Below are 13,571 nucleotides of genomic sequence, written 5' to 3'. Positions count from 1 at the left end.
TGCATAACTGATCCGTAAAAATGGAATCATGAGCAAACAACTGAACATCGACCTGTTGCGCACCTTCCACGCCGTGGCGCGCTTTCGCCGCTTCAACGAGGCCGCCGATCACGTGCACCGCAGCGCGTCGACCGTGACCACGCAGATCCAGAAGCTGGAAGATCAAGTCGGCCAACGCCTGTTCAGCCGCAGCAACCAAGGCGTCGAGCTGACCCTCTACGGCCAGAAACTCCTGGGTGAAACCACCGAATTCCTCAAGAGCCACGACCGCCTGCTGATCTCACTGATGCCCCAGCGCATGCAGGGCAAGATCCGCCTCGGCATCCCCGACACGTACGCCCCCACCTTCATGCAGGCATTCCTGCCCCGATTGATCGCCGACAATCCGCTGCTGGAGCTGGAAGTCGAAGCACGCACGAGCGGCGAATTGCTCAACCTGTTCATGGCCAACCAGCTGGACCTGACGATCACGGTCAGCGCACAACCGCTGGCACAGGGCGAACGCCTGGGCGCCGTGCAGCCGCTGTGGGTGGCGGCAAAGCACTTCAACTGCCCGCAGAACGCGCCGCTGCCCATCACCCTACCCATCGACGGCTGCCCGTATCGCGCGGCGGCGTTGCAGACGCTGAAGGACCACGGGATTTACCATCGAGTGCTGCTCGAAAGCCCCAACTCATCCGCCGTTGAAGCCTGTGTTCGCAGCGGCGTAGCGGTGGGCCTGATGGAAGAAAGCCGAATGGGCGAAGGGCTGACGCACATGACAGAACTGCCACCGCTGCCGGTGCAGCATCTGTACCTGTTGTGCGATACCGGTAATGCGCTGGCCTTGCATGTGCATGAGCAGGTCCGGCACTTCACGCTCTGAACACCGGCTACAAAAAAGCCCGCTGACCGTTACCGGTTCAGCGGACTTTTTACATTGGCTTGATCCTTGGCTTACAGCGCTAGGTCAGACGCCGGCTTGCTTGGCGCAGCCGCAGGCTTGGCAGCCTCGGTGGCCGCTGGAGCAGCCCGCTGCGGAATCACAGGCGGGGTAGGCAGTTGCAGGACACCGGCGGTGTAGGCCCATTCCTTGGCAACAGCCTCAGGGCTGTCGTTCAGCTTGGTGCCGTAGCTTGGCACGATCTGGTGCAGTTTTGCCTGCCACTCAGGGGTCGCGACCTTGTCCTTGAACACTTTCTGCAGCACGGTCAGCATGATCGGAGCCGCGGTGGACGCGCCTGGCGATGCACCCAACAGGCCTGCGATGGTGTTGTCGGCGGAGCTCACCACTTCGGTACCGAGTTTCAGCACGCCGCCAAGCTCTTCGTCACGCTTGATGATCTGCACGCGCTGACCGGCTTGCCACAGGCGCCAGTCTTCTTTCTTGGCGTTCGGGAAGTACTCTTTCAGGGCGTTGTAGCGGTCGTCATCCGACAGCATCAGTTGGCCGGCAAGGTACTCGACCAGTGGGTATTCACGAATACCGACTTTGGTCATTGGCCAGATGTTGTGGGTGGTGGTGCTGGTCAGCAGGTCCAGGTACGAGCCTTCTTTGAGGAACTTGGTGGAGAAGGTCGCGAATGGGCCAAACAGGATCACGCGCTTGCCATCCAGCACGCGGGTGTCCAGGTGCGGAACCGACATCGGCGGCGCGCCAACCGAGGCTTTACCGTAGGCCTTGGCCAGGTGTTGCTCGGCGATGGTTGCGTTATCGGTCACCAGGAACGAACCCCCTACCGGGAAGGCAGCGTAGTCCTTGGCTTCAGGAATGCCCGACTTTTGCAGCAGGTGCAGTGCACCGCCGCCCGCGCCGATGAACACGAACTTGGCGTCGGTTTCAGTCTTGGTGCCGTCTTTCAGGTTTTTGTAGCTGACACGCCACGAACCGTCGGCGTTGCGGGTGATGTCCTGCACTTCGCTCGACAGTTTCAGGTCGAACTTGGGCGTGGTTTGCAGGTGAGCGACGAACTGGCGGGTGATCTCGCCGAAGTTCATGTCGGTACCCAGCGGGCTCCAGGTGGCCGCGATTTTCTGGTTCGGGTCACGCCCTTCCATCATCAGCGGAACCCATTTGGCGATCTGCGCCGGGTCTTCGGAGTACTGCATGCCGGCGAACAGCGGGCTCGCTTGCAGGGCTTCGTAGCGCTTCTTGAGGAACTTGATGTTGTCATCGCCCCACACAAAGCTCATGTGCGGAGTGGAGTTGATGAACGAACGTGGGTTCTTCAGCACGCCCTGCTGGACCTGCCAGGACCAGAACTGACGGGAGATCTGGAACGCTTCGTTGATTTCGACCGCTTTCGGGATCTCAACGTTGCCGTTCTTGTCTTCCGGGGTGTAGTTCAGCTCAGCCAGGGCCGAGTGACCGGTACCGGCGTTGTTCCAGCCGTTGGAGCTTTCTTCGGCGACGCCGTCAAGGCGCTCGACCATTTCCATCGACCAGCCCGGCTCCAGCTCATTGAGCCATACACCCAGGGTCGCACTCATGATGCCGCCGCCGATCAGCAGCACATCGACTTTCTTTGCCTCTTCCGCGTGAACGGACGTGATCCCCATCGACAAAGCCAGCCCCAGCAGGGCAGTGTTTAGTTTTTTAAACATCAGTAGCACCTATGATAAAACGCCATCCGCCCCACCGCCCTTGATCATGGGCAACCCTCAATCACGCTGCGCCAGGCAACGCACCGCAGGGTGTGCACATTCACTCAAGGCCGCAGGGTGGGCACACAAGGCCGACGTGTCGACCTCACTTTTATGTCCCTTCTGCGCTGACTTCTTATCATTATTGGCTTCAGCTACCTGGGCGACAGCCAACCACCGGGACGTATACGGGTGTACGTACCGGAGAAAGACTAGACCAAGATGGCGCGCAGAATATCACGGCAAACCGCCGATATGCGCTGTTTGGCCAACTGACAACTCTAAAACACGGGTTTTAGCGCAACCCTGTCAAGCTTGGCTGGCGCGACGTGAGGTCACAGGCTTGGAACTCTCGCGCCACAGGCTGTTCTAGACACCTTCGCCGCTGCTTGCGTAGCATCGGCGGCTCTCCCCGTATCACCCTTCAATACAGAGCGATCCATGTCTATCCACCAAACACCCGGGCACGTACTGCCCGCGCGCAGCGCCGCCAAAATGGAAGCTGCCATGGCCGTGGGCGCTTTCGCTATCGGTACCGGCGAATTCGCCATCATGGGCTTGATGCCCGACATCGCCCAGAACCTGGGTTTAAGCGAACCCCAGGTCGGCCATGCCATCAGCGCCTACGCGCTGGGCGTGATGGTCGGCGCACCACTGCTGGCCATCCTCGGCGCCAAGTTGCTGCGCAAACACATGCTCCTGCTACTGATGGGCCTGTATGCCCTGGGCAACCTCGCCACCGCGTTCACCCCCACCTTCGGCTCGCTGGTAGCGTTCCGCTTTATCAGCGGCCTGCCCCACGGCGCCTACTTCGGCATCGCCGCCGTGGTCGCCTCCAGCATGGTGCCCACCGACAAACGCGCCGGCGCCGTCGCGCGGGTCATGATGGGCCTGACCCTGGCCATGCTGCTCGGCAACCCCATCGCCACCTTCCTCGGCCAACACCTGGGCTGGCGCTCGGCCTTTGCCCTCGTCAGCATGCTCGCCCTGTGCACCATTGCGCTGGTCTGGCAGTTCGTCCCCGACCGCCGCGACGAACCGCGCAGCGACCCGCGCAAAGAACTGCGCGCCTTCACCAAACCCCAGGTGTGGATGGCCCTCGCCATTGGCGCCATCGGCTTTGCCGGCATGTTCTGCGTGTTCAGCTACCTCGCCCCGACCATGCTCGAAGTGACCAAAGTCTCGCCCCAATGGATCCCGTTTGGCCTCGCCGCGTTTGGCGTGGGCGGGATCATCGGCAACATCGCCGGCGGCAAACTGTTTGACCGCATGCAGTTCCGCGCAGTGGGCGTGATATTGGTGTGGTCGATGGCCGTGCTGCTGTTCTTCCCGGTTGCGGCGGGTTCGCTGTGGGGCGTACTGCTGAGCATGGGCCTGGTCGGCACCATGGTCTCGCTGGCCGCACCGTTGCAGATTCGTTTGATGGACATCGCCCACGAAGCGCCGAGCTTGGCGGCGGCGTCGAACCATGCGGCGTTTAACCTGGCGAACGCGCTGGGGCCGTGGTTTGGCGGGATGGCGATTACGTCTGGGTTGGGCTGGACCAGCACCGGCTACATCGGCGCCGCTACAGCACTCGTTGGCCTTGGTGTGTACCTGATCGCCCGCCGCATGAAAGGCGGGAATTAACCACCAATATCAAAGCAAGCCCCCTGTGGCGAGCGGGCTTGCTCCGCGTTGGGCTGCGCAGCGGCCCCAAAGAGGGGACTGCTACGCAGTCCAACGGGAGCAAGCTCCCTCGCCACAGGTTACTTTTTGCGCTTTCTATTTCTTAACTGAACAGGATTGCCCCTGTGGGAGGGGGCTTGCTCCCGATAGCGGTGGGTCAGTCAACTGATTCATGACTGACCCACCGCTATCGGGAGCAAGCCCCCTCCCACAGTTTTATCTGCGTCACCCCAATAAAAACAATACAGGTACCTTGCGATGCACAATCAGATTGCCAGCTTTCGTGCGGCACTCGACGCGCGACCGGTGTCGCGTTATCAGTGGTTGATTCTCGTGTTGCTGGCGCTGCTACTGGTGACCGATGGTTATGACGCCCAGGTGCTGGGCTATGTGGTGCCGGCACTGGCCAAGGACTGGGGCCTGGAAAAGGCCGCGTTCGGGCCGGTGTTCAGCGCCAACCTGCTGGGCCTGACGTTGGGCTCGCTGCTCGTGACGCCGCTGGCGGACCGGTTTGGCGTGCGGCGCATCCTGCTGGGCTGCGTGCTGATCTACGCCAGCCTTACCGTACTGATGGTGTTCGCCAACTCGCTGACCAGCCTGATGGCCGCGCGGTTTATCTGTGGCATCGGCATGGGCGGCGCGATGCCCAGCGCCATGGCGTTGATGTCGGACTATTCTGCGCCACGCCTGCGCACGTTGATGGTGACCTTGGCGGCGTGTGGTTTCTCGTTCGGTGGTGCCGCAGGCGGGTTTGTAGCGGCCGGGTTTATCGACGGTTTCGGTTGGCAGGCGGTGTTTCTCGCCGGTGGCGTAACGCCGTTGCTGCTGTTCCCGTTCCTGGTGTGGCTGCTGCCTGAATCCCTGCCACGCCTGCTGCGTGATGCCCCGCCGTATACGCGGTTGCACACGGTCACCGCGCGCATGCTGCCCAACTGGCAGGCACCCCAGGCGAGCGAGCAGGAAAACCGGCAAGAGCAGGGCAGCAAACTGACGGTGGTGGAGCTGTTTCGAAATGGCTATGCGCGTCCGACCCTGCTGATCTGGGCGACCTTTTTTGTCAGCTTGATTCTGCTGTATTTCATGATCAGCTGGCTGCCGTCGCTGTTGCTCGAAAGCGGCCTGGCGTTGAACGAAGCCAACCTCGTCACGTCGATGTTCCTGTTTGCCGGCACCTTGGGCGCTATCGGCATGGCCTGGTTCGCCGACCGCTTGAAAAGCAAGGTACGACTGTTGTCCTGCGTGCTGATGGCCGCAGCGGTGTGCACCATTTTGCTGGGGTTGAACCACGACGACCCGCGCTACCTGGTGGCCTGCGTGTTTGCCGCCGGGTTCTGCATCATCGGTGGCCAACTGACCCTGAATGCCTTCGCCAGCAACTTCTACCCGGCGCATGTGCGTGCCACCGGTACAGGCTGGGCGCTGGGCGTGGGGCGATTCGGGTCAATCCTGGGGCCGCTGTTTGGCAGCATGCTGCTGGCGATGCATATTCCGGTGGAGCAGATTTTCTTCTTCTGCGCGATACCGGCGGTGATCGCGGCGCTGCTGATTATCCAAGTGCGCTCGCCCGGGGCAGACGTGCCGAAAAGCCCGCTGCATGGGGATATCCTCAAGACGCCGGTCAATCACTGAACAAGGCGTTGCGCAGTCTTTGTAGCGAACAAGACGCCTGTGGCGAGCGGGCTGTTGTGGCGAGTGGGCTTACTGTGGCGAGCGGGCTTGCCCCGCGTTGGGTGGCGAAGCCGCCCTAAAACATGCAGCCGCGGTATGCCTGACACACTGCGGTGGTCTTATTGGGGCGGCTTCGCCACCCAACGCGGGGCAAGCCCGCTCGCCACAACAGCCCCGCTCGCCACAATAAGAAGCCCGTTCATCACAACAAGTCCGCTTGCCACAACAAGCAATGCGCCAAAAATCAGTGGTTTTCAGTGCACCACTGAATTGGGCGGCAGGTGCCCCAGCCTTTCGGTCAGGCGCAGACGCTGGATCGGGTCTTCGCTGAGCATCAGCGCGTGTTCCAGGTCAAACCGCTCGGCGCTTGGGCAATCCAGGCGTTGATACAAACTCGCCCGCGCCAGGTAATCGGCGGCGCTGGCGTTGCCCAGTTCCAGCACGCGTTCGGCGTCGACCAGCGCGGCCAACGGGTTGTCATTGGAGAGGTGCAGCTGACGCAGGTTGCGTGACAGCCGCTGCAGGATCGAACGGGGCTCGGCGGTGTGTAACTGGTCGGCCTGCAACTTGAGGTTGGGGCCGTATTGGCGTTGCAGCAGTTCGCGGCAATCGTTGGGGTACAGGCGTCGACCGCCGCACGGGTCCAGCAGGTGATCAGCGCCGGGCACCCGCAGCAGGAAGTGCCCCGGAAAATTAACGCCGACCATCGGGATATTCAGGCGCCGCGCAAGCTCCAGCGCAATCAGCCCCAGGGCCAAGGGTTGCCCGCGCTTGCGCTGGAGCACCTTGTCCAGCAGGGCGGCGGCGGGGCGCAGCGGGGTGAAGTCGTCCTGTGCAAACCCCAGGTCATTCATGCGCCGCAGCAGTGGCTGGCCGAGTTCATCCGCCGGCAGCATGGGCATGCCCAGGCTGACCTGTTGTTGCAGCAACGTGAAGTCCTGCAGCACCAGCAGCGGTTGCATGGCCGGGTCGTGCTCGGCAGCAATCCACAGCGCAGCTTCAAACAGCGCAGGGGGTGAACGGTCCAGGCAGGCGAAAAAGGCTTTGCGGGGATTCATTGCGTTCTCCGGCGGATGCCCCCGTTTTAGCCTTGCTGTGAATTTTCGTCCAGTGCCTTTGGAAATATCCTGCCTGCTTATGTCGCGACGCCCACGAAACAGCGCGCCTTATTCCAGCTCGCTTCGGCAGTTTTCTACCACAGGCCTATACTTGGGCCACCACCAGAAGTGATTCGGGAGCTCAACGATGTTTGCTCTCATGCACAGCACCCGCCTGGAATCGCTGCACCTGAGCGTCGACCCCGTGACCGGGTTGAAGGCGGTCATCGCCATTCACAACAGCCGCCTTGGCCCTGCCCTGGGCGGCTGTCGTTACCTCTCATACCCCGACGACGAAAGCGCCGTGGCAGATGCCGCGCGGCTGGCCCAAGGCATGAGCTACAAGGCAGCCCTGGCCGGTTTACCAGTGGGTGGCGGCACAGCCGTGATCCTGCGTCCCGCCCATGTGGAAAATCGCGCGGCACTGTTTGAAGCCTTCGGGCGGTGTATCGAGCAGCTCGACGGTCGCTACATCACCGCCACCGACAGCGGCACCTCGGTGGCCGATATGGATTGCATCGCCCAACACACGCGCTTCGTTACCAGCACCACGGCTGCCGGCGACCCCTCGCCCCATGCCGCCATGGGCGTGTTCGCCGGTATCCGCACCACCGCCATGGCCCGTTTGGGCAGCGACAACCTCGAAGGCCTGCGCGTAGCCATCCAGGGCCTGGGCAACGTCGGTTACGCCCTGGCCGAGCAACTGCACGCGGCCGGCGCTGAACTGCTGGTCAGCGACATTGATCACGGCAAGGTGCAACTGGCCATGGAGCAGCTGGGCGCGCACCCCATCGCCAACGATGCCTTGCTCAGCACCCCCTGCGACATCCTCGCGCCCTGCGGCCTCGGCGCGGTGTTCAATCGCACCAGCGTCGGCCAACTGCGCTGCGCTGCCGTGGCCGGTTCCGCCAGTGCGCAACTGACCAACCTGCAAGTGGCCGACCAATTGGAAGGGCGCGGCATCCTCTACGCCCCCGACTACGTGATCAACTCCGGCGGCCTGATCTACGTCGCCCTCAAACACAGCGGCGCCGAACTGCCCACCATCACCGCGCACCTGTCGAACATCGGCACGCGCCTCACGGAAATCTTTGCCCACGCCCAAGCCGAAAAACGCTCACCCGCGCGCGTAGCGGACGAACTGGCCGAGCGCCTGCTCTACAAGTAGCCACCTATTAAAAAGGCCCTGAATCAATGATTCAGGGCCTGTTCAATTCTGGCTTTATTCCGCCGCTGCGTTCAGCAACTCGGACAACGCGTCCGGCTGGCTCTTGAACGCCTTGGCAAATACATCGCGGTTCTTCGCCATGTAGATCCCGGCTTCTTCCACCTGCTGCTCGCTCAACGACGGCACGGCTTTTTGCAACACTTCTGCCAGCAACTCAGCGAGTTCAAGCATCTTGTCATGACGGTCAGCTTCGGCTTTATCCATGAACAAACGCTCCAGATCTCGGCTGCTGCGGTATACCACTTCGACGGCCATTCACCACCTCACATGCCTTCACGATAGTTGTCTTTTGCGACTACTGTATTTATATACAGCGAAAAGGGTAAGCCAAACCACGGGGTTTGGGTAGCAGTTTTTTAATGTAGCCGGAAAATGGACGATTTGTTGGTCGACGGAGGGCTGGAATATCTCGCCACAGGTCAGGCGCACGCCTTGAGCAATCTGTGCCTCATGTCACCCCGCCATCATCTCATGCCTGTGCTGGCCTTTTTTCTGCATGCAGAACAACCGTCACGTCCAACCCGCATTATCCGGTCGAACCGACCTAAGGAAGCATCATCGTGAAAATCAACTGGGCCGAAAAGCTGCGCCAGAATGTGCATGAACTGGCTGAGTCCCTGGGCAATCTGTTTGTCGAAACGTTCCACTACCTGGCGCTGTTCGCCATTGGTGCGGTGACCGCCTGGGCAGCGGTGATGGAGTTTCTGGGGATGCTGGAGAACGGGCACATCAAGATCGATGACATCTTGCTGTTGTTCATCTACCTGGAATTGGGCGCAATGGTCGGGATTTATTTCAAGACCAACCACATGCCGGTACGCTTCCTGATCTACGTGGCAATCACTGCGCTGACGCGTTTGCTGATCTCCAACGTGTCCCACCACAACCCGCCCGACATCGGCATCATCTACCTGTGCGGCGGGATTCTGCTGTTGGCATTCTCGATTCTGGTGGTGCGTTACGCCTCGTCGGCGTTCCCTTCGGTGAAGGTGGACGGCCCGCGTCGCAAGGGCGAGGCGAGCCTGGAAACCGAGAAGGGTGAGCTTTAAAGCCCGGCGTTGAAGGGCAGGGTGCTGGCGGGCGGTCGTTGCAACAGTTTGTGATTGTCGCCGTCCGTCATCACCGCCAGGATCTCCATGGCGCTGTGGCCCTGCTCGATGGCGATGCCGAACTGGATGCTTTGCACCAGGCGTTTGAGCCGTTGTGGATCGTTGCGTTGTTCGGCGCTGATCATGCGTTTGGCGACCACGCCATCTTCATTCGAGAGGGTGAGCATGATGCTGCCGTCCAGCCGCTGAATGCTCAGGTTGACACGGTATTTGGGCGTGAATGTGTCGGTGATGATCTGAAAAGGATTGTCCATGGTGCGTTACCGCCTGATAAGAACATGCATTCATTGACGACCGGTGTCTGAATTAGTTCGCGTTGCCTGACCACCGGCCACTCCGTCGCTGAGGTTTTTACAAAATCCGTTTGCCTCACAGGTTCCACAGCAAGCGCCGTGCCGTGTAGGAGCAAGCTTGCTCGCGAAGGTCGTTAACGCTAACGCAGGAAGGCTGATTTACCGCGGCGCGCTTGAGTTCTTCGCGAGCAAGCTCGCGCCTACAGGTGATCTATTTCAGGGCAGCACGGAAAAAACGATCGCAGACAGCGCAATCAGCCCGATCAACACCACAAACACATTGGACACCTGCCGCGAATACTGGCGCAGAGATGGCACCCTCCGGATCGCTTACATCGGCATCAGGAACAGCAGGCACGCGATGATCGGCCCGCCCATGGTTTCGATCATGCCCAGCATGCTCGGGTTAAAAGTGGCCACGGCCCAGCAGGTCAGCACCACGAACAGCGCGGCGCACCTTGCTCTACGATGAGTTGGAGCGTGGCACCTTGATCGTGCCGTTCGGCCTCGCCGTACCCAACCACAAACGCTACGTGCTGCTGTATGCGCCAGGCGCGCTGAGCCATCCGGGCGTGCGGGCGGTGCATGATTGGCTGGTGGAGGAGGCAGGAATATTTCGCACATTGCACCCGTTGGGAGAGGGGCAATTATGAGGATCGCGGGGCGTAAGAAGATGTAACCAACTCCCCACCCTACCAGCGTTTTTGCTCATAGTCAGAGTTAATTTGTAATGTGGGATTTATCTTTGCAAAGGGCTTGAAATGTTCTTCTGACTGCTCAATTGTGTAATCAAGAGGTCATGGTTTCACCACCCCGGTGTTGCAGTTTGTGACCTCTCGCGAGCTAGCTGAAATAAGGGAAGAACTATGCAAATCCAAGTCAATAGCGACAACCATATTAAAAGCAGCATCCGACTGGAGGAGTGGGTACGTACCACCATTGAGAGCACGCTCGAACGTTATGAAGAAGACCTGACCCGAGTGGAGGTCTACCTGCGGGATGAGAACGGCGACAAGCCCGGTCCCCACGATTTAAGTTGCCGCCTGGAAGCACGGCCAAAAGGTCATCAACCGCTGTCGGTGTCCGACAAGGGCGATACGCTGGAACAGGCGATCGAGGGTGCAGCCGCCAAGCTGGATCACGCGTTGGAACATTTGTTCGGCAAACTGCAAGGCAAGCCCCGCGCTGCCGCGAAAAATGTGCCGGCCAACAAAGTGAATGATGACGCGCTTGAAGAGGAATTTCTGGAAAACGAAAATGCTGCACTTAACGGCTGACAGTTTTTTCACTCCCCACTAAAAACGGGCCTGCATCTGCAGGCCCGTTTTCGTTCAGGCGCCGCGCCGGAAGAAGTACCCGCTCAACAGCGCCAACCCGCCTGCACCCACGCCCGCATAAAGCATCGCCCAGCCGGTACCGTGGCGCAGCGCGGCCTGGGCGATTGCCGGCACTGCCAGCACGTCCAGTTTGCCTGCGGCGATATCCTGGCTGAGCGTGGCCAACGGTGCCGAGTCGGGCAGCCACTCGGCAAGGTGTTGACCGATCCCCAGCAGCAGTACCAGGCCCATCAACGCAATATTGAGCGCCAGGGTGATCAGCCGCGCACTGAGATCAATGCCCGAGGCCATGCCCGCCCGATCAGCCGAGACCGAGCCCGTGGTGGTGTTGGTGGTGGGCGAATTGGTCAGCGCCAATCCCACGCCCGCAATCACGCAACTGATGAGGACCAGCAGGATGCTCGGATGTCCGGCCCCATTGGCCGCAGCCATGGCCAAAAAGCCCGCGCCCATCAAGCCCAGGCCCAGCGGGATGATGCGTTCTGCGCCGTAGCGCAGGGCCAGGCGTTCGGCCAGCGGCGGCACCAGCAAGGTCGGCAGGGTGTAGGCGAGCAGGGCGCCGCCGGTGGTCAGCGTGTCGTAGCCCAGGCCGGCCTGGAAGTAGAGCGGCAGGTAGATCATGAAGGGCCAGAAGCTGAAGTTCATGCCGATTGAACCCATCAAGGCGCCGTTGAAGCGCTGGATGCGGAACACCGAAAAATCGAACATCGGGTGCGCACTGCGGCGCTCGACCACGATGAAGAGCAGCATCCCGGCCAGCGCCAATCCTGCCCAGCCAAGCATGGCCGGGGTGCCGAAGCCGTTCTCGGTGCCCTGAGTGATGAAATACACCAGCGCGAACACCGACAACGTCAACGTGACCATGCCCGCGATGTCGAGGCGATGAGCGGCCGGGTCGCGGGATTCCTGCACGCTGAGCCGCAGCAACACCAGGGTGAGCAGAGTGAGTGGCACATGTACGAGAAATACCCAGCGCCAGTCGGCTACCGCCAGAATCAGCGCCCCCACCATCGGCCCGAAACCCAGGCCCACGCCCGCGATCACGCCCCACACCGCAAATGCCCGCGCCCGCGCCGCCGGCTCGCGGAACTGGTGCGACAGAATCGCGAACTGGCAGATCATCATCGCCCCGGCGCCTACGCCCTGGACAAAACGAGCCGCTATCAGCAGCGACGCATCCTCGGCGAGCCCGCAGGCCAGCGACGCCAGGCCAAACACCCACAGGCACAGCACCAGCATGCGCCGGCGGCCAAATCGATCCGCCAGTGTACCCGCCGCCATCAGCACGCTGGTGCACGCCAGGGTGTAGGCATTCATGATCCATTGGGCATCCTGGAAACCCGTGCCCAGCTCTCGTTCAAGAGTTGGCAGGATGACCGGCACGCTGGAGATCTCCAGGCCAAACATCAGCGCAACGAGACACACGGCGGTGAGGGCCAGGCCGTTCCTGGCAACGCGAGGCGGGCTGACGGCCGATACAACGGCGGCGGGTGGCATGGGGTCTTCCTTTCGATTGGGTAGAACGTCATTCTCGCGGGAACAGGATTCTTTATTCGTGATAAGTTTTCCTTCAATACGGGATTAAAGGGCGACAATAGACTCATGGCCACTCCGCGTTTTGATGGCGTTGAACTCTTCCTGCAAATCGTCGAGAGCGGCAATCTGACGGAGGCCGCCGAACGCTTGAACCTCACACGCTCTGCCGTGGGCAAGGGATTGGCCCGACTGGAGGCGCGTCTTGGCACTTGCTTGTTGCAGCGCTCCACACGCCGTCAGCGTTTGACCGAGGACGGGCAGGCCTACTACGAACATTGCCTGCGGGCACTGGCGGAACTGGAGGCTGCCGAATCGGTGCTGGAAAGCGGCCGGCAACAACCGCGTGGACGCTTGAGGGCGAGCTTGCCGCTGGCGTTCGGTCACCACTATGCGGCGCCGGCGCTGTGGGGCTTGATGGACCGTTTTGCGGAACTGGAGATTGAAATTTCCTTCGCCGACCGACTGATAGACGTGGCCCAGGAAGGCTTCGACCTGGCCGTGCGCATCGGGCCGTTACCCGACACCGACCGCCTGAGCGCGCGCCGCCTCGGCGAACAAGCCATCGGCCTGGCCGCCTCATCGGCCTATTTGCAGCGCATCGGTCGAATAGAGCGTATCGAGGACTTGGCCGGGCACCGGGGCATAGCCTACCGCTGCACTCACCCTCGTCTGGACTGGGAACTGAACGACGCCCAAGGCCGCCCGCACCGCGCGCGGGTGGCCTCGCCCCTGATGATGGATGACCTCCAGGCCGTGGCCGATGCCGCCATCGCGGGTGTCGGCCTGGCCTGGTTGCCGAGTTGGCTGATTGCGCACTACGTGCTGCGCGGGCAACTGGAAGCGGTGTTGCCAAGCTTTCGCGTGCAGCCTTCACCGATCCATGTGATCTGGCCCACGGCTGCGCATATGCCGGCCAAGACCCGTTGCGCCATCGATGCGTTGGTTGCGGCGACTCCCAGTTGCCTGGCGGGCAGTTAGAACCGGAAAATTTGAGGCGCACATTGTCATTGTGG

12 protein-coding genes and 2 pseudogenes are annotated in these 13,571 nt (G+C 61.2%); 8 read left to right on the top strand and 6 right to left on the bottom strand.

Annotated elements, in window-relative coordinates; translation table 11 throughout:
• The first annotated feature begins 28 nt into the window (after positions 1-28).
• On the top strand, positions 29-865 hold the full coding sequence (locus ACR52_RS03135) for a LysR substrate-binding domain-containing protein (protein WP_048720382.1): 837 nt from the start codon (positions 29-31) through the stop codon (positions 863-865).
• Between the two features lie 71 nt (positions 866-936).
• Here the strand turns inward: ACR52_RS03135 and mqo are convergent, their stop codons facing one another.
• Positions 937-2,583: a malate dehydrogenase (quinone) gene (mqo, locus tag ACR52_RS03130; protein WP_048720380.1), complete on the bottom strand. Its 1,647-nt coding sequence runs from the start codon at positions 2,581-2,583 to the stop codon at positions 937-939.
• A 480-nt stretch (positions 2,584-3,063) separates the two neighbouring features.
• Here mqo and ACR52_RS03125 point away from each other — a divergent pair, with 480 nt between their 5' ends.
• Positions 3,064-4,251 (top strand): MFS transporter, encoded by a 1,188-nt coding sequence (locus ACR52_RS03125; RefSeq protein WP_048720378.1) that lies wholly within the window; start codon positions 3,064-3,066, stop codon positions 4,249-4,251.
• A 297-nt stretch (positions 4,252-4,548) separates the two neighbouring features.
• Positions 4,549-5,919 carry an MFS transporter gene (locus ACR52_RS03120; RefSeq protein WP_048720376.1) on the top strand — a complete coding sequence of 457 codons (1,371 nt, stop codon included), beginning with the start codon at positions 4,549-4,551 and terminating at the stop codon, positions 5,917-5,919.
• A 293-nt stretch (positions 5,920-6,212) separates the two neighbouring features.
• On the opposite strand, the gene ACR52_RS03115 is transcribed toward ACR52_RS03120, so the two are convergent.
• Positions 6,213-7,016 (bottom strand): SirB1 family protein, encoded by an 804-nt coding sequence (locus ACR52_RS03115; protein WP_048720374.1) that lies wholly within the window; start codon positions 7,014-7,016, stop codon positions 6,213-6,215.
• 187 nt (positions 7,017-7,203) lie between these two features.
• Here ACR52_RS03115 and ACR52_RS03110 point away from each other — a divergent pair, with 187 nt between their 5' ends.
• Positions 7,204-8,223, top strand: a complete 1,020-nt coding sequence (locus ACR52_RS03110; RefSeq protein WP_048720372.1) for a Leu/Phe/Val dehydrogenase — start codon at positions 7,204-7,206, stop codon at positions 8,221-8,223.
• 54 nt (positions 8,224-8,277) lie between these two features.
• Here the strand turns inward: ACR52_RS03110 and ACR52_RS03105 are convergent, their stop codons facing one another.
• Positions 8,278-8,538: a YebG family protein gene (locus ACR52_RS03105; RefSeq protein ID WP_003171979.1), complete on the bottom strand. Its 261-nt coding sequence runs from the start codon at positions 8,536-8,538 to the stop codon at positions 8,278-8,280.
• Positions 8,539-8,843: 305 nt separating this feature from the next.
• On the opposite strand from ACR52_RS03105, the gene ACR52_RS03100 reads away from it, so the two are divergent.
• Complete coding sequence (locus tag ACR52_RS03100) at positions 8,844-9,332, top strand: phosphate-starvation-inducible protein PsiE (protein ID WP_048720365.1); 489 nt, start codon at positions 8,844-8,846, stop codon at positions 9,330-9,332.
• Here ACR52_RS03100 and ACR52_RS03095 read toward each other — a convergent pair.
• Positions 9,329-9,646 (bottom strand): DUF3509 domain-containing protein, encoded by a 318-nt coding sequence (locus ACR52_RS03095; protein WP_048720363.1) that lies wholly within the window; start codon positions 9,644-9,646, stop codon positions 9,329-9,331. The two genes, ACR52_RS03100 and ACR52_RS03095, sit on opposite strands and share 4 nt — an antisense overlap.
• Positions 9,647-9,901: 255 nt before the next feature.
• Positions 9,902-10,144: pseudogene (locus tag ACR52_RS29050) on the bottom strand (HAAAP family serine/threonine permease); the annotation flags it as partial.
• Between ACR52_RS29050 and ACR52_RS03085 the strand changes: the two are divergent.
• Positions 10,132-10,338, top strand: a pseudogene (locus ACR52_RS03085) (LysR substrate-binding domain-containing protein); the annotation flags it as partial. The pseudogenes ACR52_RS29050 and ACR52_RS03085 overlap by 13 nt on opposite strands.
• A 213-nt stretch (positions 10,339-10,551) precedes the next feature.
• A complete protein-coding gene (locus ACR52_RS03080; protein WP_048720354.1) occupies positions 10,552-10,962 on the top strand; it encodes an HPF/RaiA family ribosome-associated protein in 411 nt (136 codons plus the stop codon).
• 54 nt (positions 10,963-11,016) lie between these two features.
• On the opposite strand, the gene ACR52_RS03075 is transcribed toward ACR52_RS03080, so the two are convergent.
• Entirely contained in the window at positions 11,017-12,519 is a 1,503-nt protein-coding gene (locus ACR52_RS03075; RefSeq protein WP_048720352.1) for an MFS transporter, read from the bottom strand.
• Positions 12,520-12,624: 105 nt separating this feature from the next.
• Between ACR52_RS03075 and ACR52_RS03070 the strand changes: the two genes are divergently transcribed.
• Positions 12,625-13,536, top strand: coding sequence for a LysR family transcriptional regulator (locus ACR52_RS03070; RefSeq protein ID WP_048720350.1), 912 nt, complete (start codon positions 12,625-12,627; stop codon positions 13,534-13,536).
• Positions 13,537-13,571 lie beyond the last annotated feature (35 nt).

This window comes from Pseudomonas fildesensis, assembly GCF_001050345.1.
Lineage (GTDB): Bacteria > Pseudomonadota > Gammaproteobacteria > Pseudomonadales > Pseudomonadaceae > Aquipseudomonas > Aquipseudomonas fildesensis.
This window is presented reverse-complemented; position numbering and strand designations above follow the sequence as displayed.